A 26,024-nucleotide genomic window follows, 5' to 3' on the forward strand; every position below is an offset into this window, starting at 1 on the left:
GATAAGTTGATTTGGATCAGGCTAATTGGTATGGCGTTCAAAAAAAATGGCGTTATAATCTCGCGATTTTTTTTTGCAGCTCAACCACCTTAGGAGAATAAATAATGAAGATCGTCGAGGTGAAACACCCGCTGGTGAAACACAAGCTGGGCCTGATGCGTGAAAACGACATCAGCACGAAACGTTTTCGCGAACTGGCTTCTGAGGTGGGAAGTCTGCTGACGTATGAAGCGACTGCCGATTTAGAAACTGAAAAAGTCACCATCGAAGGCTGGAATGGCCCGGTGGAAATCGATCAGATCAAAGGCAAGAAAATTACTGTCGTGCCAATCCTGCGTGCCGGTCTGGGCATGATGGAAGGCGTACTGGAGCACGTTCCGAGTGCGCGTATCAGCGTCGTCGGCGTGTATCGTGATGAAGAAACCCTGAAACCTGTGCCGTATTTCCAGAAGCTGGTTTCTAACATCGAAGAACGTCTGGCGCTGGTCGTTGACCCGATGCTGGCCACCGGTGGTTCTATGATTGCCACCATCGACCTACTGAAAAAAGCGGGCTGCCAGAGCATTAAAGTGCTGGTGCTGGTTGCTGCTCCGGAAGGGATCGCCGCTCTCGAAGCCGCGCACCCGGACGTTGAACTCTACACCGCCTCGGTGGATCAGGGACTCAACGAGAAAGGCTACATCATCCCGGGGCTCGGCGATGCGGGCGACAAGATATTTGGTACGAAGTAAGCAATTAGCAATAAGCCGACTAAGCAGTCGGCTTTTTTTTGCTCGTCATACACAACACAACATCACACCATTGAGAGGATCACATTCATGACCCGTCGTGTCATCGGGGTAAGCGAACGTCCGCCATTGCTGCAGACAATTCCCCTGAGTTTCCAGCATCTGTTTGCCATGTTTGGTGCCACCGTTCTGGTTCCCATTCTGTTTAAGATAAACCCGGCAACGGTGCTGCTGTTCAATGGCATAGGGACTTTGCTGTATTTATTTGTCTGTAAAGGGAAGATACCGGCGTATCTCGGCTCGAGTTTCGCGTTTATTTCACCGGTGCTGTTGCTGTTGCCGATGGGGTATGAAGTGGCGCTGGGCGGATTTATTGCCTGCGGGTTACTGTTTTGTCTGGTGGCGCTGATTGTTAAGAAAGCCGGTATTGGCTGGATCAACGTGATGTTCCCGCCCGCGGCGATGGGGGCAATCGTAGCCGTCATCGGGCTTGAACTGGCCGGTGTCGCAGCGAATATGGCCGGACTGCTGCCTGCCGATGGCGCAGCGGTAGACTCTACCACCATCACCATTTCACTGGTGACGCTGTCGGTGACGATTCTGGGTTCCGTACTGTTCCGCGGTTTCCTGGCGATTATCCCGATCCTGATTGGCGTGCTGGTCGGTTATGCACTCTCGTTCTTCATGGGCGTAGTGGATGTTTCTGCTATTGAAAACGCACACTGGTTCGCGCTGCCAACTTTCTATACGCCGCGTTTTGAATGGGTGGCTATCCTCACCATCCTGCCTGCGGCGCTGGTGGTGATTGCTGAGCACGTCGGGCATCTGGTCGTGACGGCGAACATTGTGAAGAAAGATTTGCTGCGGGATCCGGGTTTGCACCGTTCGATGCTGGCGAACGGCCTGTCGACCGTACTGTCCGGTTTCTTCGGTTCTACGCCAAACACCACCTACGGTGAAAACATCGGCGTGATGGCGATCACCAAGGTTTACAGCACCTGGGTCATCGGCGGCGCGGCAATCCTGGCTATTCTGCTTTCCTGTATCGGGAAACTGGCGGCGGCCATTCAGGCGGTGCCGGTACCGGTGATGGGCGGGGTTTCGCTGCTGCTTTACGGCGTGATTGGCGCTTCAGGGATCCGCGTGCTGATTGAATCGAAAGTTGATTACAATAAAGCGCAGAACCTGATCCTGACTGCGGTGATCCTGATCATCGGCGTCAGCGGAGCGAAGATCCACATCGGTGCGGCTGAGCTGAAAGGCATGGCGCTGGCGACGATCGTCGGTATCTTCCTGAGCCTGTTGTTCAAAGTGATTGAGATTTTCCGCGGCGAAGAACAGATCATTGACGTGGAAGATGAGCGGGAAAACCCGCCAGTCTGACCGTGATCATTCCTGACCGTCAGGCAGCTGCTTGCCGGTCAGGTGCTCGGATCGCAAGCGGTTGCACCGGGTACAGTTCATTTCACGACGGATCCTTGCTAGAATTCGGCAGTTCCTTTTATTGACGTGACAACATCTGCGGTCTTTATGCCGCTTCGGTTGAGGTGCTTCTGAATACGCCGGCACAGCTTTCCCTGCCACTTTATCTACCCGATGATGAAACCTTTGCCAGTTTTTATCCGGGGGAAAACCCTTCTCTGCTATCTGCCATTCAGAGCGCATTGCATCAGGAACACGGCACTTATATTTATTTCTGGTCACGCGAAGGCGGCGGCCGCAGCCATCTGTTACACGCAGCTTGCGCAGAATTATCGCAGCGCGGCGAAGCGGTAGGGTATGTGCCTTTAGACAAGCGGGCTTATTTCGTGCCGGAAGTGCTGGATGGCATGGAGCATCTGGCGCTGGTGTGTATCGATAATATCGAAGGCATTGCCGGTGATGATGAATGGGAAGCCGCTGTTTTCCATCTTTATAACCGCATTCTTGAAACCGGTCGCACGCGTCTGTTTATTACCGGCGATCGTCCTCCGCGTCAGCTGAATCTCAGCCTGCCGGATCTGGCTTCCCGTCTCGACTGGGGGCAAATCTACAAACTTCAGCCACTTTCCGACGAAGAAAAACTTCAGGCATTGCAGTTACGCGCCAAACTGCGCGGCTTTGAACTGCCGGAAGACGTGGGCCGTTTCCTGTTAAAACGGCTGGACAGGGAAATGCGTACGCTGTTTATGACGCTCGATCAGCTCGATCGCGCATCTATCACCGCGCAACGCAAACTGACGATCCCGTTCGTGAAAGAAATTCTCGGGCTGTAAGCGGAAGGCTTTAATGGGAAAGGACAGCCGGGTTCGTAAACCGAACCCGAATGTACTGGCGGGGGTTATAAAATCTCTTTCACCTGTTCCGGCGGACGACCTAAACGCGCTTTGCCGTTGGCAACCACAATCGGACGTTCAATCAGCCGCGGATGATCCGCCATTGCCTGTAACAGTTGTTCCTCGCTCAGGTCTTTGTCTTTAAGATTCAGATCCTTATAAATCTGCTCGCCTTTGCGCATCAGTTCCCGCGCTGAGCTAAAGCCCAGCAGCCCCAGCAGTTCTTTCAGCTTATCCACCGACGGCTGAGTTTCCAGATACAAAATCACCTGCGGCTCAATGCCTTCTGCTTCCAGTAATTTCAGGGTCTCACGGCTTTTTGAACACGCCGGATTGTGGTAAATCTCGACATCATGTGGCATTAACATTTCTCCATTCTGGCGCTGAAATCAGCCTTTCTGATACTGACGGAATCGTCCCTGCAACTGACGAAGCTGGTCGATGCGTGCGTCGTAACGGGCCTGTTCCAGACTGCCTAATTTTTGTAATGCGCTGGCGTTGCTCAGCATTTCAATCGCCTGATCCAGACGGCCGATTAACGCCATGCTTTCCGCTCTGGCGGCCAGTTCCTGCGCACGCAAACCCTGAGCCGCAGCGGCCTGAGATAACAGATCCCAGCCATTCGGATCACCCGGGTAATTGAAAGTATAGCGGTTGAGGATCTTCATGGCATTGGCCGGTTTCGCCCCTTCAAGGTAAGCGTTGGCCAGATTGAGCTGAAGTACCGGATTTGAACTGGTCGCCGCACCCGCCTGTTCCAGACGCGCAATAGCCTGCGGTGCACGTTTGCTCTCGATATCGGTATCGGTCGCTAAATCCAGCAGCCATTCGTTGCCCGGATTTTGTGCCAGCAGCGGCTCGAGGATCGCCCGTGCCTGATCGTATTTCTTAGCTTTGTAGAATTGCAGCGCATGGCCGTATTTTGCCGCCAGTTGCTCACGGATATTGCCGTTGCTCAGCTTCAGTAAATAGTCATCGCTCAGCGGGAAACTGTCGGAACCGTACATCCCCAATATGCGCACTTTCGCCATGGTGTAATCTTGTGAAGATTGCACAATCGGGTGCGGCATCTGGTTGGCGCGGTTGCGGATATCGGCCAGACGGCTGTCGGGTAACGGGTGCGTCAGCAGCATTTCCGGCGGGCGGGTCGAATAGCTGGCCTGATCGGCCAGTTTTTGCAGGAAGGCGGGCATGGCCTGCGGATCAAATCCGGCACGCTGCAAAACCTGAATGCCGATACGGTCCGCTTCCTGCTCATTGCCTTGCGTGAAGCTGATCATGCCTTGCTGCGTGCCTGCCAGCGTACCGGTCAGCGCTGCCATGCCCATTTGCGGGCTGGCCATCGCCAGCAGGATAGAGCCTAGTGCGCCCACCCAGGTCAGCGGGGCATTGCGCTGTTGATCTTCCATCGCGCGCGCCAGATGGCGCTGGGTCACGTGGGAAATTTCGTGCGCCATAACGGAAGCCAGCTGGCTCTCATTATCGGTATAACGGAACAGGGAAGAGTGGATCACCACGTTGCCGCCAAAGAAAGCAAAGGCGTTCAGTTCATCGTTATTGACGATAAAAAAATGAAAAGGAGTACGGACGGAATAAGCGTGTGCTACCAGCCGCTGGCCAAGTTCATTGACGTACTGATTAAGCAGCGGATCGTTAATCAGCGGCGTGCTGGCGCGCATCTGACGGACGTAAAAATCGCCCATCTGCAGTTCCTGATTGATGCTCAGCGTGCCGCCGGCGGTGGTACCGATATCGGGTAACTGATCGCTTACCGGCGGAGCCAGGGGTGAACTGGTTTTGGCAGAACTCACCGGCGTTGACCAGAATGAACTGTCATCCGCACCTGCGGGCAGAATAGAGCCTGTGAGCAGGCTGCCCAGACACAGGGCAATCACCGTTTTTTTCAACCGCATGACCATAAACATTTGCTTCCCAATAAGTGAACCGCGATACCGATGAGCTTTGCGAGCCTTTCTTCCATGATCAGTGAGTCAGACCATTATTTTCTGACGCTTTTCTTTGCGCCTGTCTCTATAGTAGCTATCCTCGTGAGAGTTTAAAACACTGTGCAGCTACAGTGGTATGACAACGAATTTTTTAGATAGTTACTTGTGTCTGAGCGCGCAGGGAACATACAGCGCACACCCGCCAGAACAGGAAACTACAGGAGCGTTCTCTGATGTTGGACATGTTGTTACAGTGGTATCGCCGTCGCTTTACCGATCCCCAGGCCATTGCGCTGCTGGCCATCCTGGTCGCGGGCTTTTGTATTCTTTATTTTCTTAATGGCATTCTTGCTCCGCTTCTGGTGGCGATTGTTCTGGCGTATTTACTGGAATGGCCAACTGTTCGTCTGCAACATGTCGGGCTTTCCCGCACGCTTTCCGTCAGCGTTGTGCTGATTATTTTTGCCGGTATTTTACTGCTCGGCATGTTCGTTATTGCGCCGGTTACCTGGCAACAGGGTGTGAATCTGATGACAGATTTGCCCAGTATGCTTAACCGTTTTTACGATTTTGCAGCCACGTTACCCAAGCGTTATCCGGCGCTGGTCGATGCCGGTATCATCGATATGATGGCCGAAAACATGCGCAGCAAGTTATCGGGGCTCGGCGAGTCTGTGGTGAAATATTCACTGGCGTCGCTGGTAGGCTTACTGACGCTGGCGATTTACCTGATTCTGGTGCCGATGATGGTGTTCTTCCTCCTCAAAGATAAAGAGCAGATGCTCAATGCCGTGCGTCGCGTGCTGCCACGCGATCGCGGGCTGGCCGGACAGGTTTGGGTGGAGATGAATCAGCAAATTACTAATTATATCCGCGGTAAAGTGCTGGAGATGATCATCGTCGGTGTCGCCACTTATCTGGTATTTGTGGTGATGGACATGCGTTACTCGTTGCTGATGGCGGTGCTGGTGGGCGTATCAGTGCTTATCCCGTATATCGGCGCGATGCTGGTGACCATTCCGGTGGTAATTGTGGCGATGTTCCAGTGGGGACTCGGCGCGGATTTCTGGACGCTGATTGTCGCGTATCTGGTCGTTCAGGGACTGGATGGTAACGTGATTGTGCCGCTGCTGTTTTCAGAGGCGGTAAACCTGCATCCACTGGTCATTATTCTGGCGGTTGTCGTGTTTGGCGGGTTGTGGGGATTCTGGGGCGTATTCTTTGCGATACCGCTGGCGACGCTGGTCAAAGCCGTGGTTCACGTCTGGCCGGATGAATCACTGAACGAAACGGTCTGATTCTTTCTGCTACCGTACCCAATAAAAAAAGCGCGTCTGCGCTTTTTTTTATGAACGTTTGTCAGGCGTGAGAGATCAGGCAGACTTCTCGTTCAGATAGGCCATCACGATGTCATGGTGGTTAGTGGTTTTAAAGTCGTCGAACACTTTCTCGACCTTGCCATTGCCGTCGAGCAGGAAGCTGATGCGATGGATGCCGTCATAGGTTTTACCCATAAAGGATTTTTCACCCCAGACGCCAAACTGCTCGCAGACCTGATGATCTTCATCGGAAAGCAACGTGAAGTTCAGCAACTCTTTTTCAGCAAAACGCGACAGTTTTTCTGGCTTATCGGTGCTGATCCCCAGCACTTCGACGCCTGCACTTTTCAACTGATCCATGTTATCGCGCAGTCCGCAGGCCTGTACCGTACAACCCGGGGTCATGGCTTTTGGATAAAAATAGACCAGGACACGCTGTCCCTGGAAGTCGGCCAGATTAATTTGTTCACCATCTTGATCGGGTAAACTAAATTGCGGCGCAGGGTCACCGGCTTTCAGTGGGCTCATTGTCTTTCTCCGTATCTTTCAGCTGTTACTGCAGTTTATTTTCATTCTCAGAATAACTAACGACGTTAATACTGCCTTGCGCTTTCAGTTCTGTACATAGCTGATGAAACGCCTGCTCAATAATTGCCGGATCGGTATTTGCCGCGCTGTGCGCCGTGATCTGAATAGAAAGCTGCGCGGGCAACGTGGCGTCCGCCGGACGGGTTTTTGACGCAAGTTCGGCGATATTCATCTGATGCGTATCGAATAAATCGGTAAAACGCTCAATCAGATGCGGCGAGTCTTTGACTTCCACTTTCACCCACACGGTGGCAGGCATCGGCGGGCGTTCATGGGCGCTGGTGCGTTTCATCACAATCAGCAACTCAAGCTCCGCGCCTTTTTGCGGCAGGGTGGATTCAATCAGGGTGATGGCGTTCCAACTGCCTGAAAGCAGCATGATGAACGTAAACTCATCGCCCAGCATTGCCAGCCGGCTGTCTTCGATATTACAGCCGCAGCTGCTCACCTGACGGGTAATAGTGTTGACGATACCAGGGCGATCGGCACCCAACGCGGTGATGACCAGATAATGTTGTTGTGGCTGCGGCAAAATGGGTCTTCCTGTCGTGCTTTGGAGTATTCCCAAGGTAAACATAAAAAAAACCGCCGGACAAGCGGTTACCGCTCGTTGATTGCTTGCTTTTGCAGTGGTGTCAAAAGTACCATGAGTGACCTGTTTGTGGAGGGGAAGGTCAATGTTTACGGGAAGTATTGTTGCACTGGTTACGCCGATGGACACCAAAGGTGCCGTCGATCGCGCAAGTCTGAAAAAACTGATTGATTATCATGTGTCCAGTGGTACTGCGGCGATCGTTTCCGTTGGCACAACCGGCGAGTCAGCAACGCTGAGCCACGAAGAGCATGGTGATGTGGTCTTACAAACACTGGAACTGGCCGATGGCCGCATTCCGGTGATCGCAGGCACAGGTGCAAATGCCACCGCTGAAGCGATTTCTCTGACGCAACGTTTTGAAAAAAGTGGCGTTGTTGGCTGTCTGACAGTCACCCCTTATTACAACCGTCCGACTCAGGAAGGCCTGTATCAGCACTTCAAAGCTATCGCTGAAAACACCTCCCTGCCGCAAATTCTCTACAACGTGCCTTCACGTACCGGCTGCGATATGCTGCCGCCGACCATCGCGCGTTTAGCAAAATTGAAGAATATTGTTGCTGTTAAAGAGGCAACAGGGAACTTAAGTCGTGTTAGTCAGATCCAAGTGCTGGTTGATGATGAAGATTTCATTCTGCTGAGCGGCGATGACGCCAGTGGTCTGGACTTTATGCAGCTGGGTGGCAAGGGCGTTATTTCCGTTACTGCTAACGTCGCTGCCCGTGAAATGGCACAACTTTGTGAGCTGGCTGCTCTTGGCAATTTTGCCGAGGCGCGTCGCCTGAATCAGCGCCTGATGCCTTTGCATCAGAATTTGTTTGTAGAAGCAAACCCAATCCCGGTGAAATGGGCCTGTAAGGCACTGGGTTTGATGGCAACCGATACGATGCGTCTGCCTATGACGCCGTTAACAGATGCTGCCCGTCCGGTCGTGGAAGAAGCATTAAAAAGCGCCGGTTTGCTGTAACTCTTAGGAAGATTTGATGGCCTCTTTATTTGACAAGAATAGTTTCCAGATGACCCGATTGCAGAAAACAGCCGTAGCAAAAGTCGTGGGTGTTTCCCTGATTATGCTGCTGGCTGCATGTTCCAGCGACCAGCGCTACAAGCGCCAGGTGAGCGGTGATGAAGCCTACCTGGATGCGCCCGCGCTGCATGAGCTGAAAGCACCATCAGGCATGATCCTGCCTGTACAGAACGGTACTTATGATATTCAGCAAGGCGCAATGCAGGGCGCGGTAGGTAAGCAGCTCGACATTCGTCCACCGGCCCAGCCGCTGGCGTTGCTGAACGGTTCCCAGACTCAGTTCTCCGGCGACACCAGTACCGTGCTGCTGGAAAACACGCCGCAAAACCGCGATTTGTGGAACAACGTCGTTAAAGCTGTTGAGCAAAATAAATTCAAAATTGCCAACCGTGATGACGCGAACCAGACGCTCTCCACAGATTTCGTTGACTGGAATCGTGCGGATGAAGACTTCCAGTACCAGGGCCGTTATCAGATCAGCGTGAAACAGCAGAGCTACCAGCTGGCACTGACCGTGAAAACGCTTGAGCTGAAACAGCAAGATAAAGCGGTGACGTCTACTGCCGAAATCCAGCGCTACAACAGCCAGATGATGAACGCCATCACGGCGAACCTGGATAAAGTGCAGCAGGATACTCAGGCGCGTCTCGATAACCGTCGCGTAGGTGAAATCGACGTCCAGAGTGGCGCTGATGATACCGGCTTACCGGTGCTGATCGTCCGTTCATCTTACGGCGTGGTCTGGGATCGTCTGCCTAATGCCCTGGCGAAAGCCGGCATGAAAGTGACCGACAGCAGCCGTCCGCAAGGCACAATGTCTGTGACTTACAAACCGCTGAATGACGATGCGTGGCAGACACTGGGTGCGAAAGATCCGGGCCTCAGCTCCGGTGATTACAAACTTCAGGTTGGCGACCTCGACAACCGTAGTAGCTTGCAGTTCCTTGATCCGAAAGGACATGCTCTCAGCCAGTCGCAGAACGACGCGATGGTGGCGGTCATGCAGGCCGCGTTTAGCCAGAGCAGCGCAAAATAATACCAAGGGGCTCCGGCCCCTTTTTACATCTGTTTTTTCCACTGGAGTAAGTAAAGATGCAAAAGTTAGCTGAGTTGTATCGCGGCAAGGCGAAAACCGTCTACACCACCGAAAACCCGGACCTTCTGGTACTGGAGTTCCGTAACGATACGTCAGCACTGGATGGTCAGCGTATTGAGCAGTTCGACCGTAAAGGTATGGTTAACAACAAATTTAACCATTTCATCATGGCTAAGCTGGAAGAAGCCGGTATTCCTACGCAAATGGAACGCCTGTTGTCTGACACCGAAGTACTGGTGAAAAAACTGGATATGGTCCCGGTTGAATGCGTTATCCGTAACCGTGCTGCTGGCTCGCTGGTAAAACGTCTGGGCATTGAAGAAGGTCTGGAACTGAACCCGCCGTTGTTCGACCTGTTCCTGAAAAACGATGCGATGCACGATCCGATGGTCAACGAGTCTTACTGCAAAACCTTTGGCTGGGTGAACGAAGAAAACCTCGCGCGCATGAAAGAGCTGAGCTACAAAGCCAACGACGTGCTGAGCAAACTGTTTGATGATGCGGGTCTGATCCTGGTCGATTTCAAACTGGAATTCGGTCTGTTCAACGGTGAAGTGGTGCTGGGTGATGAGTTCTCACCAGACGGCAGCCGCCTGTGGGATAAAGAAACCCTGAATAAGATGGACAAAGACCGTTATCGCCAGAGCCTCGGTGGCCTGATTGAAGCGTATGAAGAAGTGGCTCACCGTATCGGTGTGAAACTGGACTAAGCGGCGCGTTATTTTTTTAGCCAGACTGCGCAATCGTTTACGCGGTGCGCACTTAACGGGTGATGGTCTCCGTCACCCGTTCTCTTCCCTGCATTTAATTTTCCTGTTTTCACACTGATTCCTTTCATTTAATCCCTTCGTCACTAAAATTACGTCCTTTCGCAGATGGTATTAACTGCATGTGCTGGCTAGTCTTAAAAAAAACAGGTTGGAGGTATCTATGCGTTGGCAAGGGCGTCGCGAAAGCGACAATGTAGAAGACAGACGCGGACAGGGATCAAACGGAGGTGGCGGTTTAGGTGGCGGGGGAATGCGTCTGCCTATCCGTGGCAAAAGCGGCATTGTGATCATCATCGTGGTACTCGTGGCCGGTTATTACGGTATTGACCTCACTCCGCTGATTGACGGCGGGCAGTCCGGCGGGATGCAGCAACAGACACAGTCGCAATCCATCAGCCCGAAAGATGATGAGCAGGCAAAATTCACCTCGGTGATCCTCGCCTCAACGGAAGACACCTGGAAAGAGATTTTCCAGAAGCAGGGCATGACTTATCGTGAGCCGAAACTGGTGATGTATCGCGGCGCAACCCGTACCGGTTGCGGTACCGGCCAGTCGGTGATGGGCCCGTTCTACTGCCCGGCGGACAGCACGGTGTATATCGATTTGTCTTTCTATCAGGAATTGCAGAACAAACTCGGCGCGGGCGGTGATTTTGCGCAGGGCTATGTGGTCGCGCACGAAGTCGGTCACCATGTGCAGAACTTGCTGGGTACTGAGCGTAAGGTTCGCGAGATGCAGCAGGGCGCATCGCAGACGGTGGTGAATCAGCTGTCGGTGAAAATGGAATTGCAGGCTGACTGCTACGCCGGTGTCTGGGGACATGCCATGCAGCAGCAAAACGTTCTCGAAGAGGGCGACCTGAAAGAAGCGCTGGATGCTGCGCGTGCCATCGGCGATGACCGTTTACAGCAGCAAAGTCAGGGACGCGTTGTGCCGGACAGCTTCACACACGGTACGTCTGAACAGCGTTATACCTGGTTCAAACGTGGATTTGATACCGGTAATCCGGATCAGTGCAACACCTTCGCCAGCCGCTGATTAACAGGCAATAAGCGCTGGTCTGCTGCCAAAAACTGTTCAATAATCAATGACCGATCCAGAGAGGCTCCGTGAGCCTCTCTTTTTTCCTCATGTTGAACCGCTGGGAATGCCATGGCTTTTCTCGATCCAACCCTTTTGATTTTACTTGTCTTCGCCGGTCTGGGCATCATCAGCCACAACAGCGCCGTCACCATCGCAATGTTCTTCCTTCTTACGGTCCGCATTACGCCGCTGAACAACTTTTTCCCGTGGATTGAAAAATACGGTCTGACCATCGGCATTATTATTCTGACCATTGGTGTGATGGCGCCGATTGCCAGCGGAAAAATCAGCGCCAGCACCGTGGTGCATTCGTTCTTTCACTGGAAATCCATTGTCGCCATTCTGGTGGGCGTGCTGGTGTCATGGCTTGGCGGACGTGGCCTGACGCTGATGGGTACGCAGCCGCATCTGGTGGCGGGTTTGCTGGTGGGCACCGTGCTGGGCGTGGCGATGTTTAAAGGTGTGCCGGTCGGGCCGCTGATCGCTGCCGGTCTGTTATCGATGATTGTCGGGAAAACCTGATATGTCAGTCACTTTGCCACAGCAACAGATGCAGAGGCTGGGCGTCCGGCGTTTGCTGGTGTTCAGTGGCGACGCGCTGTGGTGTGAACAACAGGCCATTCAGTTCTGCGCACAGAGTGCCGGTGACTGGCTCTGGCTCAGTGATTCCCCGCCTGATGACGTGAACGCCTGTTCGCCGTCAGCGGCACATACGCTGCTCGGGCAGGATATTTTTCACGGCGTGTTTGATGCCCGCCATAGCCTGAATGTCGAGGCGCTGGCGGCATTTTCCGGCGCATTGAAAGCCGGAAGCTGGCTGATTTTACTGGTGCCGGAATGGAGCGTCTGGGCTAACACGCCGGATGCCGATAGTCTGCGCTGGAGCGAACAGCCGCAGGCGATCCCGACGCCGCGCTTTATCCGCCGTTTCCAGTGTTTGCTTGAACAAGACCGCAGCGTCACGGTTTGGCGGCAGAATCAGCCTTTTGAGCTCGCGCCGTTGCCCGTTGCAGCAGACTGGCTGCCACCCGACGGTCAGCCTACCGCTGATCAATCGTATATTTTACAACAACTGATGCAGGCTCAGTTCGGCGTGTGGGTGCTGACCGCGCCGCGTGGTCGGGGTAAATCGACGCTGGCGGGCATGTTAATCCGTCAGTGGCCGGGCAGCTGTTGGGTGACCGCACCCGCCAAAGCGTCGGCCAGCCAGATACTAAATCAGCCAGCTGAATCTGCTCATTTTTTCGCGCCTGATGCGCTGCTGGCGTTATGCCGCGAAGGCGCTGTAACCGGCGCTGACTGGCTAATTATCGACGAAGCTGCCGCTATTCCGGCACCGATGCTTTCAGAGCTGGTTGCGGCTTTCCCGCGTGTGTTGCTGACCACTACGGTTCAGGGATATGAAGGCACGGGGCGCGGGTTCTTACTCAAATTCTGTGCGTCTTTGCCGCAGTGGCATGACCTGCGTCTCAATGCGCCGGTCCGCTGGTCATCCGCCGACACTCTTGAGCCGTTCATCAGCGATTTATTGCTGTTTGATGAGCATCTTCCGGTTGCTGAGCAGACGGACGGCACATCAGAAATAGTCCCGGTTAATGCTGGAGACTGGCTGAGTGAACCGGCGTTGTTGCAGGATTTCTACGGCCTGCTTACCAGCGCGCATTACCGTACGTCACCGCTGGATCTGCGTCGTCTGCTGGATGCGCGGGGCATGACCTTCAGCGCATCGCGGATGCACAACACGCTGACCGGCGCGTTATGGCTGGTGGATGAGGGCGGGCTGAGTGCGGAACTGGCGCAGGATGTCTGGGCGGGCAGGCGACGTCCGCGCGGTAATCTGGTCGCACAATCACTCGCGGCTCACGCGGGTTTCCCCGAAGCCGCCGTATTACGTTCACGGCGCGTCAGCCGCATTGCGGTACATCCCGCGTTTCGCCGTCGGGGTATCGCCCGTGATTTGCTGGCGGAGCAGCAACAGCGTGCGCAGCAGGCTGGGCTGGATTTCCTGTCGGTGAGTTTTGGCTACACATCAGATCTGGCGTCATTATGGCAGCAGGCCGGATTTCGGCTGGTGCGTATCAGTATGCAGAAAGAAGCCAGCAGCGGATGTTATGCCGCGATGGCGATATTACCGCTCAGTGCAGCAGGGCAGGCGCTGGCAGAGAGTGCAGAATCTCAGCTTAACCGTGACTGGCGCTGGCTGGCGCCGCAGATGGATCTGGTGTTACCGCTAAACAGCCCGGCAGACACGCAGCCTGACGACGCGGACTGGCGCGAACTGAACGGATTTGCTTTTGCTCATCGTCCGCTGGAAAGCAGTTTACCGGCGCTCAATCGCCTGCTTTTACACAGTGCTTTGCCGCTGACCGCGCTGCGTGCTCATCTGCAACAGGGGCAGAGCGTGGCAGAAATCGTCACGGCGCTGAAACTTTCCGGCCGTAAAGCCTTACTGACCCGCTGGCGTCAGGAGACACAACAGGCACTGAAAGACGCGGGAACTGCGGAATAAGTCACCGGTTTCATTGCAAAAAATGGAAAGACTCGTTCAATAAAACCCGATTTCACTGACCGGCAGGCAGCGTATAGTGAACCCATTAATCGACAACGGGAGAGAGCAATGAGCTCAGAACAGATTATCGTCCAGCAGCCGGAAGAAATAGCTAACCAGCTGATTTTATTGTTTCATGGCGTGGGTGATAACCCGATTTCAATGGGCGAAATCGGTAAGTTTTTCGCTGTTTCATTCCCGAAGGCGCAGGTGATCAGCGTCGGCAGTCCGGACATTTGTGATTTTGGCCGCGGTTTCCAGTGGTTTTCCGTGCAAGGCGTGACCGAACAAAACCGTCAGCCACGTGTGGATGCCGCAATGCCGGCTTTCGTACAGATTGTCCGTGACTGGCAGCAGAAAACCGGTGTCACGCCGGAGCACACCACGCTGGTGGGCTTCTCACAGGGCACCATCATGGCGCTGGAATCGACGAAAGTTGAAGAGCATCTGGCATCACGCATTGTCGCCTTCAGCGGACGTTTCTCGTCTTTGCCGGAACAGCCGATTGCCGCCGGTACGGTGGTACATTTTATTCACGGCGAGCAGGATCCGGTGATCAACCCGTTCCAGTCGAAAAGTGCAGCAGAACGTCTGAAGTCTCTGGGCTGTGACTGTACTCTGGATTTGCAGGCCGGTATGGCCCACGGACTGGATTCGCATATGATCAACACCGCCATTGCTCATTTACAGAATTACGAGCCGAAATCGCACCAGCGCTGATTTTGTCGAGATTTTAAAAAGAAACGCCCCCGGCTGCATGACAACCGGGGGCGTTTTTTATGTCTGCCTGATGGCAATTATTTGCGGTTTTTACGCATGAAATCATCCATAAAGTTTGTCAGCTTTTCAGCCGCCGGCAGCGAAAGGGCGTTATAGATTGACGCACGGATACCGCCGATGGCGCGGTGGCCTGACAGACCCGAGAAACCTGCTTCATGGCTTTCCGCCAGGAATTTCTTCTCCAGCAATTCATCCGGCAGTTTAAATGCCACGTTCATTTGTGAACGGTCCGCTTTGCTGCTCCAGCCGTTATAGAAACCGTCGCTGTTATCGAGCATTGCGTACAGCAGTTCCGCTTTGTGGCGGTTGGTCTGTTCCATATTGTCCAGACCGCCGACATCATTGAGCAACCAGCGCGTGACCAGCAGCACCACATAAATCGCGAATACCGGCGGCGTGTTGAGGTTGGAATGGGATTCCACCTGACGGCGATAATTCAGGAATGAGGGCAATTCGTCAGACGACGCTTTCACCACGGTGTCGTGCACCAGCACGATAGTGACGCCAGCCGGGCCGATGTTTTTCTGCGCGTGGGCATAGATCACTGAGAATTTATTGGCATCGCAGGGTTTGGACAGGAAATCAGAGGACATATCGCAGACACGCGGTACATCGTCACGTCCCAGAACGCGCTGGAATTGCAAGCCTTCCACTGTTTCATTAGAAACGTAATGCAGATACGGCGCGTCAGGCGAAAACGCCAGTTCGTCATCCGCGGGCAGGCGGTTAAACCCGCAAGATTCACCGCTCCACAGCACTTTCACCGGCCCTTCGCGACGCGCTTCGGTGACGACTTTGCTGCTCCAGTAACCGGTATCCAGATATTCTGCGGCATGTTTCTGACCGCGTAACAGTGTCATCGGCACCATCGAGAACTGCTGCGTTGCGCCGCCCTGCAGAAACAGGATATGGAAATCTTTCGACAAGCCGAGCAGGGTGCGGATGTTATTTTCGGTTTCTTCAACAATGGCGGCAAACCAGTCAGAGCGATGGCTGATACCGAGAATTGACAGGCCAACTTCCGGCACTTCTTTGATCGCCGCTTCAACTTGTGCGAGTACGACTTCCGGCAATGCGCCGGGACCACCGGAGAAATTAAGGGCGTTACGTGAAATCATGATTATTCTTTTCCTTCTGGCGCATCAGCCGATGCACCGCTGTGCGCAAAGGCACGGGATAACAGCAACTCTCGGCATGCTGTTTTAACTTTATTCATATGGATTTGTTTGTGCGGGAACATCACTTCCAGATCCATCGCGTGGACTACCATCGCCGGATCGATTTCAAAGACCAGCAAACTGCCGTCCGGCGCTTCGCTGCAATCAATCCCCAGATAATCGAGCTGCGTGGTCTCAAAAATGGCCTTCAGCGCCTGCTGATGACGGGCAACGAATTCATGGAAGTTATTCAGAAACGCGGCTTCTTCTTCACGTTTTTTCTGATCTTCATACATGAAGGCGTTGACGTAATGCACCATCCAGTGCGACGAAATCGCCATATGACAGGCATAAGGCACGCCGTCGATCAGCGAAATACGGTATTTGCGGAACTGACCATCAGCGTTGCTGTAATCAATGAACTGCGAAAGGAAATAATCTTCCACCTGCACACGGGTCAGATAACCGGCCAGTTCTTCCGGACTGGTGATTTTTTCCAGACCATGACCGCCGTGCGAACCGGCAGGTCGCAGGATCACCGGAAAATCACTGCCGGGCAATGCGCTGCTCAGGGAGATGTTGCCTTCCGCTACCGCAGATAAAGCCGAGAATGTCACCGGATGCGCCTGCGCAATGGTTAATCCCGGTTGATTTTGCAACAACGTGCTGGCGTTATGACGCTCGGAATTGGGAATATGTTGCGGCGCATTGATGACCGGCACCGGCCACTGGCGGGTGATACTTTCCAGCTGCTGTAACAGGAACAGGTTTTCAGTGGTGGCGCTGATGGCGACCATCAGCACATCATGCTCAGGGATCGGCGCTTCAAACGGCGCTTCGGGCGTGATGTAGTAGTAAATCAGCTCGATATCGCTGTTTTCCAGCAGGCAATCCAGCGGCACATTGGCCGATAACGTGCCGGGAACCATCAGCATCAGCAGGCGCATTTTCGCCGGTTGTTGTGCGGCATTCAGGGTATAAACCTGCTGCATAGCCAGCGCCTGATCCTGAATAGTCAGCCCGAGATCGGTGCGCTGCAGGCACAACATGACGGTGGACAGGTTCATCCACAGCACGGCGTCATCAGGGTTTTGCTGCGCGCGGGTCACCAGCTCCTGTGCGATGTCAGTACACTCATCACCGGCGATGCTCATACGTAAAAACGGAGCCAGTCCCAGAAATTGCGTGGCGTCGAAATGCTCAGACGCAGCCTGAACAGGGTGGGAAATAGGTAGTGTTTGCAAAGGACGTGTTCTCTCCGTGCATCGGTTTCACGTTGCATGTTACCGGCACGGGAGAAAGTCAATCGGCGGAGAATCGCTAGATTATCCGCCGACTAATATTGATTAAAGATGAGGGGCTACCGGATGGAAATTACTTTTTCTTCGGCCACTCGTCATCTTTATCCCATTCCGCATTGTTGTCGCGGTGCGGTGGGATCTCCGGTTTGTCTTTCAAAAACTTCTTAACATCCACGCGGTTCAGCTCTTTGATCCCGCTGATTAACATCCCGACCAGTATGATCAGAACGATCCACCAGTAATCTTTAAGCCACTCCATGGTGTGCTCCTTTAAGGGGTGAGAGGGCGATAAATCGCGGAAATATTTCCGTCATCTGACCGGCTAACCAGTCTGCGGCGGCCACTTCCTGTCCTGTCCAGGCGCTGATGAGAACGTGCGGTGTAAGCAATTTCTCGCACTCCTGCGCCAGCGGACGGTAACTCAGATGCCAGGGTTCAACGGCGACACCACCGGTATCTTCTGCGTACGGTCGATAAAAACCAAATTCCGCCATATGTGCTGAAAGCCACTGATTCAGCGGATAAAAATAACCGCCTTCCTCGTATTCCCACGGCTCCAGCTGCAACTTTTTATCAGCCGGTAACAGAGAAGGATCGTACACATCCAGATCACTGCCCCAGTGATGGCGGCTGGCACCCGGCAGCGCCGACCAGCGTAAAATCAGCTCACAACGTTCCGCTGTGGTTAACTTACTGATATCCACCGGCTGGCTGTTCTTATCTAATACTGGTCGCTCGCCGCGAAATTTGCCATTCCAGATCGCCAGCTGGCGACTGAAATCACGAAAAGTGCTGGCCGGTTGCAGATCAAAACCGGCAACACTGGCGGCCTGGCGCATTTTTTCAAATGCCTGCGCTGCCTCTTTCTGCAACCGGTGCGGGCCTTCGCCCAGCGTCACCAGATGCTCAGCGGAGCGGCCGGTCAGCATTTCATGGCTGATCATGCGACTAACTGTTCCATGATGCGCTGATACATACGGCTCAGAACCTGCAAATCCGCCGCGTGAACGCATTCATTAATTTTGTGGATGGTGGCGTTGACCGGCCCGAGTTCGACCACCTGCGCGCCCATCAGCGCGATGAAACGCCCGTCAGAGGTGCCGCCGGTGGTTTGCAGTTCCGGCGTGATTTCACTGTAGTGACGTACAGCGTTAACCACCGCATCGACCAGCGCACCGCGTGAAGTCAGGAACGGCTGACCGGAAACCACCCAGTTCAGGGTGTATTGCAGGTTATGCCTGTCCAGCAGTTCTGCCACGCGCTGTTTGATGATGGCGTCAGTCAGTTCGGTGCTGAAACGGAAATTGAACTGCACATACAGCTCGCCAGGGATCACGTTATTGCTGCCGGTACCGGCGTTGATATTGGCGATTTGCATGCTGGTCGGCGGGAAGAACTCGTTGCCGTTATCCCACACGGTGGCGACCAGTTCATTCAGCGCAGGCATGGCGCGATGCACCGGATTGTCCGCCAGATGCGGATAGGCGACATGTCCCTGAACGCCGTGTACGTGAAGATTAGCCGTCATCGAACCGCGGCGGCCATTTTTCACAATATCGCCGACGCGCGTGGTGCTGGAAGGCTCGCCGACTAAGCAGTAATCGAGGCGCTCATTGCGTTCCATCAGCGCATTGACCACTTTTACGGTGCCGTTGACGGCGCTGGCTTCTTCATCTGAGGTGATAAGAAACGCCAGACGACCCTGATGATTCGGGTTTGCGGCAACGAAACGTTCCGCCGCGACCACCATCGCCGCCAGCGAACCTTTCATGTCTGCCGCACCGCGACCATATAACATTCCGTCGCGCAGCGTAGGCTCGAACGGACCGGTCACCCACAGCTTATGATCGCCGGTCGGCACGACATCCGTATGACCGGCAAAGGCCAGCGTTTTACCTTCGCCGCGAGTGGCCCAGAAATTCAGGGTATCGCCAAAATGCATGGGTTCCACGTGAAAGCCAGCGGCTTCGAGGCGGGCAATCATAATTTCCTGACAGCCAGCGTCATCCGGGCTGAGGGAAGGACGGCGGATTAACTGTTGGGCTAAATCGAGAACCGGACAACTCATGTTACTTCACCTGTGCGAGAAATTGCTGATAGGTTTCTGGTTTGAATCCCAGCAGGGACTGACCGTCGGCGGCCAGCAAAAATGGACGTTTTATCACCGCAGGCTGTTCGAGCATCACCGCTTTGGCGCTGGCTTCGTTATCACAGGCTGCGCGCGTGGCTTCATCAAGTTTGCGCCAGGTCGTTCCGCGCGTATTGAGCATGGCTTCCCAGCCTTGCTTATCCAGCAGGTTCTGCAACAACGCATCATCCAGCCCTTCGATACGGTAATCATGAAACTGGTATTCAACCCCGTTTTCTTCCAGCCAGCGGCGGGCTTTTTTCACGGTATCGCAATTTTTTATGCCGTAGAGAATAAAAGAGGTTGGAGCGGAAGTCGTTGCCATAGAAAAACGTAACCTGTCAGTAAAATAAGAACTTTTTACCCGCATAAAAACGGACGTAAGGATGGAACACATAATGAGGCAAAACGGCTGCAGGATCCAGACGGGGCGGGATTGTGATCGCGCTTAAAAAATAATGAAGGCCTTTTTACATGGTCAAAAAATAGACGTATAATCCGTCCGTCCAATCAAGGGGAGTAAAATGTTAGAGCAAGAGTTAGGCCACTGGAAAGACTTTATCGACCGTATGTTGAAAGCGTAATTGCCCGCATCGTTACCGTTAAAGCAAAGAAAAGATTTATTCTCAGTGCAGTACGTCATTATAAAAAGCGTTTGTTCTTGAAGACCATTACGTCCGATTTAGCGACGATTCTCACAGCCAGTAAATCATTAATAAAAAAGGCGTTAATTCACATTAACGCCTTTTTTGTTGCCTGAAATGCAGCGCCGTTATTTGTGATCTGCGGGCACTGTCTTAGCAATATCGGCAATCACGGGATGCGCGGTTTTTCCGGGAAACCGGCGGCGGATCAGCACAAAGAACAGCGGCACGAAGAAGATGGCCAGGATCGTCGCGGAAATCATCCCACCGATGACGCCGGTACCGACCGCGTGCTGGCTGCCTGAACCTGCGCCCATGCTGGTCGCCATCGGCAGAACACCGAAAACAAATGCCAGCGACGTCATCAGTATCGGACGCAGACGCATTCTCGATGCTTCAAGCGTGGCCTCCAGCAATTCCTTGCCGCGAACATTCAGGTCATTGGCAAACTCGACAATCAGAATGGCGTTCTTCGCCGACAGCCCGATGATGGTCAGCATCCCGACCTGGAAGTACACATCGTTTTCCAGCCCGCGCATCCAGGTGGCAATCACCGCGCCAAGTACGCCGAGCGGAACGACCAGCATCACCGAGAACGGAATGGACCAGCTCTCATACAATGCGGCCAGACACAGGAACACCACCAGCAGGGAAATGGCATACAGCGCCGGAGCCTGCGAACCTGACAACCTTTCCTGATACGACAGACCTGTCCATTCAAGGCCAATACCCACCGGCAATTTCGCGACCAGTTTTTCCATGTCATCCATCGCCGTACCACTGCTGATGCCCGTTGCCGGTTCACCCACAATTTCCAGTGCGGAATAACCGTTGTAACGTTCCAGACGCGGTGAACCGGTCAGCCATTTTGAGGTGGCGAAAGCCGAGAAAGGCACCATGGTTCCGGCAGAATTTCGCACATACCAGCGGTTGATATCGTCCGGTAACATGCGGTATTGCGCTCCGGCCTGCACATAGACTTTTTTAACACGGCCACGATCAACGAAGTCATTGACGTAGGTCGAGCCCCACGCGGTACTTAACGTGCTGTTGATATCCGCGATCGCCACGCCCAGCGCCTGTGCTTTCACCTGATCGATGTCGATCTGCAATTGCGGGCTGTCATCCAGACCGTTGTGACGTACGCGGGTCAGATTGCTGTCTTTGGATGTCATTTCAAGTAACTGATCGCGCGCCGCCATCAGTGCGTCGTGACCCAGACCGGCGTGATCTTGTAATTCCATATCAAAGCCAGTCGCGCTGCCGAGGCCGTTGATGGCGGGCGGGCTGCTGGCGATAACGCGGGCTTCGGTTATCTTGTTAAACGCTTTGGTCGCCCGTTCAATCAGAGCAAAAGAAGAATCGTCTTCACCGGTGCGTGCATCCCACGGCGTCAGTCGTACGAACATACGCGCCACGTTTTGCCCGTTACCGCCGGGGCCTGCGCCGATGGTCGAGAATACCGAAAGCACGTCTTTCTTATCTTCTTGCAGGAAATACTTCTCGACCTTTTCCACGACTTTTTGTGTCTGCTGCAATGTCGAACCCGGCGGCAACTGGATCTGAACGGTGAATACCCCGCGGTCTTCCATCGGCAGGAATGAGGTCGGCAGTTTGATAAACATGACGGCCAGCAAGGCGACCAGCGCCGCATAACCGAGCATGTAGCGCACGCTGTTACGCAGCACGCGTGCCACGCCGTTTTCGTAGCGGCGGGCATTGCGGTCGAACATCCGGTTAAACCAGCCGAAGAAGCCGCGTTTACCGTGATGATGTCCCTGCGCGATAGGCTTGAGAATGGTGGAGCACAGCGCCGGTGTCAGCGTCAGGGCGACGAACACTGACAACACCATTGCGGAAACAATCGTGATGGAGAACTGACGGTAAATTGCGCCGGTGGTGCCGCCGAAGAAGGCCATCGGCACGAACACCGCCGACAGCACCATGGTGATACCGACCAGCGCACTCTGAATTTGTCCCATCGATTTTCGCGTCGCCTCTCTGGGGCTGAGGCCTTCTTCGCTCATCACGCGCTCGACGTTTTCCACCACCACGATGGCGTCATCCACCAGCAGGCCGATGGCGAGCACCATCGCGAACATCGTCAGGGTATTGATGCTGTAACCGAACTGATGCAGCACAGCGAATGTACCCAGCAGAACCACCGGCACGGCAATGGTCGGGATAAGCGTGGCACGGAAGTTTTGCAGGAACAGATACATCACCAGGAACACCAGCACGATCGCTTCAAACAGCGTTTTCACCACGTCGGTGATCGCCGCTTTGACGAATGGCGTGGTTTCGTAGGCGATTTCGGCTTTCAGCCCGTGCGGATAATAATGAGAAAGCTCTTCAAGGCGCGCACGGACGGCTTTGTCCGTTTGCAGTTCGTTGGCACCGGACGCCAGTTTCACACCCATCCCGGATGCGGCCTGTCCGTTATACCGGCTGAGCAGGGCGTAGTTTTCCGCGCCGAGACCGATGGTTGAGACATCACCAAGTTTGACCTGCGAACCGTCCTGATTCACTTTCAAGGTGATCTGGCGGAACTGTTCAGGCGTCTGTAACTGAGACTGCGCGTTAATGGTGGCATTCAGCGCCTGAAAATCCACAGAAGGCGCACCGCCGAGCTGACCGACGGCCACCTGACTGTTTTGCGCTTTAATCGCGGTGACCACATCGGCGGTAGTCAGTTGATAATTATTCAGCTTGTCCGGATCGAGCCAGATACGCATAGCGTACTGCGAACCGTACGCATCAATGCTGCCGACGCCGGGCACGCGGCTCAGCGGATCCTGAATATTGGACGCCACATAGTCGGCGATATCCTGCTTATCCATGCTGCCGTCTGTGGAAACAAACGCCACCATCATCAGGTTGGTATCACCGGTTTTTGAGACGGTCACGCCTTGCGTCTGCACGTCCTGTGGCAGACGTTTCAGCGCCTGTTGCAGCTGGTTTTGCACCTGCTGGAGCGCTTCGTTCGGATCCGTACCGGCAGTAAAGCTCAGGGTTATCTGCGACTTACCGTCGTTACTGCTTTGTGACGACATGTACATCAGATTATCAAGGCCCGTCATGTTCTGTTCGATAATCTGGGTAACGGTATTTTCTAATGTTTGTGCTGATGCGCCGGGATACGTTGCAGAGATCCTGACGTTTGGCGGAGCCAGATCAGGGTACTGCTCAACCGGAAGAAAATAGATCGCGAGTGCGCCGGTCAGGGAAATGATGATCGCTAAAACCCAGGCAAAAATCGGGCGATCGATGAAAAAGTTAGCCATGCTTCAGGAACCTCGTTGTCACTCTGGCGTGAGTGACTAACATCAGCAAACAAACACAATGCCAGTAATCTGACAAAAAAATCCCCTGAGCATTGTCTTCATAGAAATTGTCTTTTCAGAAGAGGTCTCAGAGGCGGTACTGTCCCGGCGGGACGGAGCGAGTGTTAGAGTGGTGTTCTACGCCTAAGCACTTTACCTGTTCATATGGCATAAAACGTGGAGAAATAAAGGAGATAATGTAAAAAATCCTCCCCGTACACAGGGTTATCTCTCAGCGATATTCGCTGAAACAGTCTACTCTTTGGCTATCTTCATTTTTATGACATCCCGGCAGGAGCTGTCCAGATGAGTTTGCTAATTAATTCCGTCTTTGCCCGTCGTTTATATCTTTGCTGGTTGATCAGGAATGAACAAAAACCGAATGTGCCAAAGCTGATGGAAATCACCGGCTGGCCACGGCGCACTTTGCAGGATGTGCTGAAAGCTTTGCCCGGAATGGGCGTCGGGCTGGAGTTTATACAGCAGGGCGTGCGCAACAATGACGGCTATTATCAGCTCTCGAGCTGGGGGCCGTTAGATCCCCAATGGATTGAACGTCATAGCGAGCAACTTCTGGCCGCGATTGAGCACGGTTGACGGTAGCGGCAGCCGATGAATCCGGCTATGCTGTCTGGCTTCTCTCACAACTTCTGAGCGGGGGCACGCAATATGTCATCTCATGACAAGTCATCCAGAATCGAAAACGTCAGGAACCAGTTACTCTCTGATAACTGGTATGTTCTTCGCAAATACACCTACGACTTAATCAAGCGCAACGGCGAACGCCAGCCGCAGTCCCGCGAAGTGTATGACCGGGGAAACGGAGCGACAATCCTGCTTTATAACCGGCCTAAAAAAACCGTCCTGCTGATCAAACAGTTTCGTATGCCGACCTACGTCAATGGCAATCCGACCGGCATGCTGCTGGAAACCTGTGCCGGTTTACTCGACAACGATTCGCCTGAAGATTGCATCCGTAAAGAAGCGATTGAGGAAACCGGTTTTGCGGTGGGCAAGGTAGATAAACTGTTTGAAGCCTATATGTCGCCGGGAAGTGTGACGGAGATTGTTCACTTTTTTGCCGCAGAATACGATGAGTCTCAGCGTCAGAACGCCGGTGGCGGTGTGGAAGATGAAGATATCGATGTGCTCGAAGTGCCGTTCACCGACGCGCTGGCGATGATCAAAGATGGCCGCATTAAAGATGGCAAGACCATTATGCTGTTACAACATGCGCAAATTCAGGGCTGGCTGGCATAACGTTTCCGCCTCTCAGCTTCAATGAAATGAGCTTTAATAAAAAAGGCACCGACGGTGCCTTTCGTCTTTTAGTGTTCCTGACTGATGGCGACGCTACCCGCGTGACCTTTCATCGCAGACCACGGCAGAACCGACCATTCCGGACCTTCGCATGAACGCAAAACGCGGGCGAACGTCGGGTCAAAATACAGTCCTTTCTTCGTGAAATACCACGCCGGGAATTGCCAGACAGAAGTATCCGAGTAATCACAATCATCATCACTTTCTTCGGTCGGCTTTTTCATTTGCTCCGGATACGCAGCCGTCAGCTGCTTCACCAGCCACGGCGCCCATTTCTTATCGCGATAATCCGCAAACGTATCAAAATCCACGTCATTTTTGCCCGTCAGGGTACGGTCTTCCGCATTCAGATAATGGAAAGGCGCGCCTTCGCCAACCCATACCACATCTTCCAGCGTCAGTGTTTCTGCGGTTTTGGCATTGAGGTTGACCGGCGATTCGCCGAAATCAGGATGCGCACCGCCACAATCATACGAGGTAAACACGCTGACACTGACGATTTCATCACTCAGGTATTCCGGTGTGACGGTCTGCTGATATTCACCCTGACCAAACCGGCTTGCGCCCAGCATACAGGCATGCCAGCCGCTGACTTCCTGCCACAAGCGGGTACGCAATTTCTGGTTAATCGCCTGTATTTCCGTTTCCGGATAGCCTGAGACAATTTCAAAGAAGCTGATTTTCGACTGCGGCTCCGTCCACCATTGCAGCTGGTAGCCCATGAAATTCTCGTTTTTACCCGCTTTGAGTTGCAGCGCAGATAACCGCAGATACTCGTAAGGATCGGTATGAATAAGCGCGCTCAGGTAGCCGTCGTCCGTGGCTGCTGCGGGCATTTGCACCGGTTGCAGTTTCACCGGCAATGTTTTTCCTTGCGGATTGGTCCAGTTACCTTGCCAGCCGCCATTCTCATCTTTCGTCAGGGTCAGCTCAGGACGTGGCGTATCGTCAAAATCGTCCAGACCTTCCTGAAGTTTCAGTTCCTGACCATCCAGCGCACCGTTGAGGGGTAAATCTAAATGATATTTCTGATAGAAATACCGGCCAGTGACTTCGTCTGGTTTATTTAAATCCAGTTCGAGCACAATGCTGGTTTTACCTAGCGTGCCGGAGTACACCACCGGCGGCTCTTCAGCCAGCGCAGGCAGTGAAAACACGGCTATCAGCCAAATCCATAACTTCATCTGAATCTCCCGGAGAAATGAAAGTCATCCTTTACGCCATTATTTTTCGTTATTGGCTTTGCCAGTGTACTGAATGTTTCGTTACGTCACCATTACGTGATTTCATATCCGGCGAAAAATTATCCTCTGTAAAAGCCCGATCGGGCGGGGTATCTCTTTCTTATTTCGAATAAA

At 53.6% G+C, this 26,024-nt stretch carries 25 protein-coding genes; 13 read left to right on the forward strand and 12 right to left on the reverse strand.

What is annotated here, in order from left to right; genetic code table 11:
• Window positions 1-104: 104 nt before the first annotated feature.
• From upp to hda, 3 genes are all read left to right on the forward strand, one after another.
• Window positions 105-731 carry a uracil phosphoribosyltransferase gene (gene upp / locus EC840_RS09665; protein WP_095925026.1) on the forward strand — a complete coding sequence of 209 codons (627 nt, stop codon included), beginning with the start codon at window positions 105-107 and terminating at the stop codon, window positions 729-731.
• Window positions 732-818: 87 nt separating this feature from the next.
• Complete coding sequence (uraA, locus tag EC840_RS09670; RefSeq protein ID WP_112287575.1) at window positions 819-2,111, forward strand: uracil permease; 1,293 nt, start codon at window positions 819-821, stop codon at window positions 2,109-2,111.
• 164 nt (window positions 2,112-2,275) lie between these two features.
• Window positions 2,276-2,983, forward strand: coding sequence for a DnaA inactivator Hda (gene hda, locus EC840_RS09675; protein ID WP_013576559.1), 708 nt, complete (start codon window positions 2,276-2,278; stop codon window positions 2,981-2,983).
• Window positions 2,984-3,048: 65 nt separating this feature from the next.
• On the opposite strand, the gene arsC is transcribed toward hda, so the two are convergent.
• The gene (gene arsC / locus EC840_RS09680) at window positions 3,049-3,405 is read right to left on the reverse strand and encodes an arsenate reductase (glutaredoxin) (RefSeq protein ID WP_113876102.1); all 357 of its coding nucleotides are present in this window, start codon (window positions 3,403-3,405) and stop codon (window positions 3,049-3,051) included.
• A gap of 27 nt (window positions 3,406-3,432) precedes the next feature.
• Window positions 3,433-4,962, reverse strand: a complete 1,530-nt coding sequence (locus tag EC840_RS09685; protein WP_165929022.1) for a M48 family metallopeptidase — start codon at window positions 4,960-4,962, stop codon at window positions 3,433-3,435.
• Window positions 4,963-5,222: 260 nt separating this feature from the next.
• Between EC840_RS09685 and EC840_RS09690 the strand changes: the two genes are divergently transcribed.
• Window positions 5,223-6,287 (forward strand): AI-2E family transporter, encoded by a 1,065-nt coding sequence (locus EC840_RS09690; protein ID WP_112287578.1) that lies wholly within the window; start codon window positions 5,223-5,225, stop codon window positions 6,285-6,287.
• 75 nt (window positions 6,288-6,362) lie between these two features.
• On the opposite strand, the gene bcp is transcribed toward EC840_RS09690, so the two are convergent.
• Window positions 6,363-6,836, reverse strand: a complete 474-nt coding sequence (gene bcp / locus EC840_RS09695) for a thioredoxin-dependent thiol peroxidase (RefSeq protein ID WP_112287579.1) — start codon at window positions 6,834-6,836, stop codon at window positions 6,363-6,365.
• Between the two features lie 25 nt (window positions 6,837-6,861).
• Window positions 6,862-7,428, reverse strand: a complete 567-nt coding sequence (locus EC840_RS09700; protein ID WP_112287580.1) for a glycine cleavage system transcriptional repressor — start codon at window positions 7,426-7,428, stop codon at window positions 6,862-6,864.
• A gap of 145 nt (window positions 7,429-7,573) precedes the next feature.
• On the opposite strand from EC840_RS09700, the gene dapA reads away from it, so the two are divergent.
• From dapA to ypfH, 7 genes are all read left to right on the forward strand, one after another.
• Window positions 7,574-8,455 carry a 4-hydroxy-tetrahydrodipicolinate synthase gene (gene dapA / locus EC840_RS09705; RefSeq protein ID WP_095925033.1) on the forward strand — a complete coding sequence of 294 codons (882 nt, stop codon included), beginning with the start codon at window positions 7,574-7,576 and terminating at the stop codon, window positions 8,453-8,455.
• Between the two features lie 16 nt (window positions 8,456-8,471).
• Complete coding sequence (bamC, locus tag EC840_RS09710; protein WP_112287581.1) at window positions 8,472-9,551, forward strand: outer membrane protein assembly factor BamC; 1,080 nt, start codon at window positions 8,472-8,474, stop codon at window positions 9,549-9,551.
• Window positions 9,552-9,607: 56 nt separating this feature from the next.
• Window positions 9,608-10,321 (forward strand): phosphoribosylaminoimidazolesuccinocarboxamide synthase, encoded by a 714-nt coding sequence (gene purC / locus EC840_RS09715; RefSeq protein WP_015698209.1) that lies wholly within the window; start codon window positions 9,608-9,610, stop codon window positions 10,319-10,321.
• A gap of 220 nt (window positions 10,322-10,541) precedes the next feature.
• Entirely contained in the window at window positions 10,542-11,420 is an 879-nt protein-coding gene (locus EC840_RS09720) for a neutral zinc metallopeptidase (RefSeq protein WP_112287583.1), read from the forward strand.
• A gap of 114 nt (window positions 11,421-11,534) precedes the next feature.
• Entirely contained in the window at window positions 11,535-11,987 is a 453-nt protein-coding gene (locus tag EC840_RS09725; RefSeq protein WP_112287584.1) for a DUF441 domain-containing protein, read from the forward strand.
• Window position 11,988: 1 nt separating this feature from the next.
• A complete protein-coding gene (locus tag EC840_RS09730; RefSeq protein WP_132965103.1) occupies window positions 11,989-13,974 on the forward strand; it encodes a GNAT family N-acetyltransferase in 1,986 nt (661 codons plus the stop codon).
• A 108-nt stretch (window positions 13,975-14,082) separates the two neighbouring features.
• Window positions 14,083-14,733: an esterase gene (gene ypfH / locus EC840_RS09735; protein WP_132965105.1), complete on the forward strand. Its 651-nt coding sequence runs from the start codon at window positions 14,083-14,085 to the stop codon at window positions 14,731-14,733.
• Window positions 14,734-14,810: 77 nt separating this feature from the next.
• Here the strand turns inward: ypfH and EC840_RS09740 are convergent, their stop codons facing one another.
• The 7 genes from EC840_RS09740 to acrD form a co-directional block, all read right to left on the reverse strand.
• Window positions 14,811-15,911: a phosphoserine transaminase gene (locus EC840_RS09740; RefSeq protein ID WP_129638345.1), complete on the reverse strand. Its 1,101-nt coding sequence runs from the start codon at window positions 15,909-15,911 to the stop codon at window positions 14,811-14,813.
• A gap of 2 nt (window positions 15,912-15,913) precedes the next feature.
• Window positions 15,914-17,194, reverse strand: coding sequence for a hypothetical protein (locus tag EC840_RS09745; protein ID WP_132965107.1), 1,281 nt, complete (start codon window positions 17,192-17,194; stop codon window positions 15,914-15,916).
• Between the two features lie 130 nt (window positions 17,195-17,324).
• The gene (locus EC840_RS09750) at window positions 17,325-17,510 is read right to left on the reverse strand and encodes a YpfN family protein (protein WP_112287588.1); all 186 of its coding nucleotides are present in this window, start codon (window positions 17,508-17,510) and stop codon (window positions 17,325-17,327) included.
• Window positions 17,497-18,180, reverse strand: a complete 684-nt coding sequence (locus EC840_RS09755; RefSeq protein WP_207914753.1) for a M15 family metallopeptidase — start codon at window positions 18,178-18,180, stop codon at window positions 17,497-17,499. Before EC840_RS09755 ends, EC840_RS09750 begins: the two co-directional genes overlap by 14 nt.
• Before the next feature lie 11 nt (window positions 18,181-18,191).
• On the reverse strand, window positions 18,192-19,319 hold the full coding sequence (gene dapE, locus EC840_RS09760) for a succinyl-diaminopimelate desuccinylase (RefSeq protein ID WP_112287590.1): 1,128 nt from the start codon (window positions 19,317-19,319) through the stop codon (window positions 18,192-18,194).
• Window position 19,320: 1 nt separating this feature from the next.
• On the reverse strand, window positions 19,321-19,704 hold the full coding sequence (locus EC840_RS09765; RefSeq protein WP_132965109.1) for an ArsC family reductase: 384 nt from the start codon (window positions 19,702-19,704) through the stop codon (window positions 19,321-19,323).
• A 447-nt stretch (window positions 19,705-20,151) separates the two neighbouring features.
• A complete protein-coding gene (acrD, locus tag EC840_RS09770; protein WP_113876094.1) occupies window positions 20,152-23,307 on the reverse strand; it encodes a multidrug efflux RND transporter permease AcrD in 3,156 nt (1,051 codons plus the stop codon).
• Between the two features lie 351 nt (window positions 23,308-23,658).
• On the opposite strand from acrD, the gene EC840_RS09775 reads away from it, so the two are divergent.
• Both EC840_RS09775 and nudK read left to right on the forward strand, forming a co-directional pair.
• Entirely contained in the window at window positions 23,659-23,943 is a 285-nt protein-coding gene (locus tag EC840_RS09775) for a winged helix-turn-helix domain-containing protein (RefSeq protein ID WP_192878626.1), read from the forward strand.
• A 72-nt stretch (window positions 23,944-24,015) separates the two neighbouring features.
• Window positions 24,016-24,606: a GDP-mannose pyrophosphatase NudK gene (gene nudK / locus EC840_RS09780; protein WP_120160283.1), complete on the forward strand. Its 591-nt coding sequence runs from the start codon at window positions 24,016-24,018 to the stop codon at window positions 24,604-24,606.
• A gap of 68 nt (window positions 24,607-24,674) precedes the next feature.
• On the opposite strand, the gene EC840_RS09785 is transcribed toward nudK, so the two are convergent.
• The gene (locus EC840_RS09785) at window positions 24,675-25,850 is read right to left on the reverse strand and encodes a DUF3298 domain-containing protein (protein ID WP_112287595.1); all 1,176 of its coding nucleotides are present in this window, start codon (window positions 25,848-25,850) and stop codon (window positions 24,675-24,677) included.
• Between the last annotated feature and the right edge of the window lie 174 nt (window positions 25,851-26,024).

Origin of the sequence: Rahnella sp. JUb53, from assembly GCF_004346065.1 — a bacterium.
Classification (GTDB): Bacteria; Pseudomonadota; Gammaproteobacteria; order Enterobacterales; family Enterobacteriaceae; genus Rahnella; species Rahnella variigena.

Excerpts from the sequence above, each read along its gene's own strand:
- EC840_RS09765 (WP_132965109.1), bottom strand. The coding sequence starts at position 19,704 with ATGGCAACGACTTCCGCTCCAACCTCTTTTATTCTCTACGGCATAAAA.
- EC840_RS09720 (WP_112287583.1), top strand. The coding sequence starts at position 10,542 with ATGCGTTGGCAAGGGCGTCGCGAAAGCGACAATGTAGAAGACAGACGC.
- EC840_RS09755 (WP_207914753.1), bottom strand. The coding sequence starts at position 18,180 with ATGCTGACCGGCCGCTCCGCTGAGCATCTGGTGACGCTGGGCGAAGGC.
- nudK (WP_120160283.1), top strand. The coding sequence starts at position 24,016 with ATGTCATCTCATGACAAGTCATCCAGAATCGAAAACGTCAGGAACCAG.
- bcp (WP_112287579.1), bottom strand. The coding sequence starts at position 6,836 with ATGAGCCCACTGAAAGCCGGTGACCCTGCGCCGCAATTTAGTTTACCC.
- uraA (WP_112287575.1), top strand. The coding sequence starts at position 819 with ATGACCCGTCGTGTCATCGGGGTAAGCGAACGTCCGCCATTGCTGCAG.
- EC840_RS09730 (WP_132965103.1), top strand. The coding sequence starts at position 11,989 with ATGTCAGTCACTTTGCCACAGCAACAGATGCAGAGGCTGGGCGTCCGG.
- purC (WP_015698209.1), top strand. The coding sequence starts at position 9,608 with ATGCAAAAGTTAGCTGAGTTGTATCGCGGCAAGGCGAAAACCGTCTAC.
- EC840_RS09740 (WP_129638345.1), bottom strand. The coding sequence starts at position 15,911 with ATGATTTCACGTAACGCCCTTAATTTCTCCGGTGGTCCCGGCGCATTG.
- EC840_RS09750 (WP_112287588.1), bottom strand. The coding sequence starts at position 17,510 with ATGGAGTGGCTTAAAGATTACTGGTGGATCGTTCTGATCATACTGGTC.
- EC840_RS09685 (WP_165929022.1), bottom strand. The coding sequence starts at position 4,962 with ATGGTCATGCGGTTGAAAAAAACGGTGATTGCCCTGTGTCTGGGCAGC.
- bamC (WP_112287581.1), top strand. The coding sequence starts at position 8,472 with ATGGCCTCTTTATTTGACAAGAATAGTTTCCAGATGACCCGATTGCAG.
- EC840_RS09725 (WP_112287584.1), top strand. The coding sequence starts at position 11,535 with ATGGCTTTTCTCGATCCAACCCTTTTGATTTTACTTGTCTTCGCCGGT.
- arsC (WP_113876102.1), bottom strand. The coding sequence starts at position 3,405 with ATGCCACATGATGTCGAGATTTACCACAATCCGGCGTGTTCAAAAAGC.
- upp (WP_095925026.1), top strand. The coding sequence starts at position 105 with ATGAAGATCGTCGAGGTGAAACACCCGCTGGTGAAACACAAGCTGGGC.
- acrD (WP_113876094.1), bottom strand. The coding sequence starts at position 23,307 with ATGGCTAACTTTTTCATCGATCGCCCGATTTTTGCCTGGGTTTTAGCG.
- EC840_RS09785 (WP_112287595.1), bottom strand. The coding sequence starts at position 25,850 with ATGAAGTTATGGATTTGGCTGATAGCCGTGTTTTCACTGCCTGCGCTG.
- ypfH (WP_132965105.1), top strand. The coding sequence starts at position 14,083 with ATGAGCTCAGAACAGATTATCGTCCAGCAGCCGGAAGAAATAGCTAAC.
- dapA (WP_095925033.1), top strand. The coding sequence starts at position 7,574 with ATGTTTACGGGAAGTATTGTTGCACTGGTTACGCCGATGGACACCAAA.
- EC840_RS09690 (WP_112287578.1), top strand. The coding sequence starts at position 5,223 with ATGTTGGACATGTTGTTACAGTGGTATCGCCGTCGCTTTACCGATCCC.
- dapE (WP_112287590.1), bottom strand. The coding sequence starts at position 19,319 with ATGAGTTGTCCGGTTCTCGATTTAGCCCAACAGTTAATCCGCCGTCCT.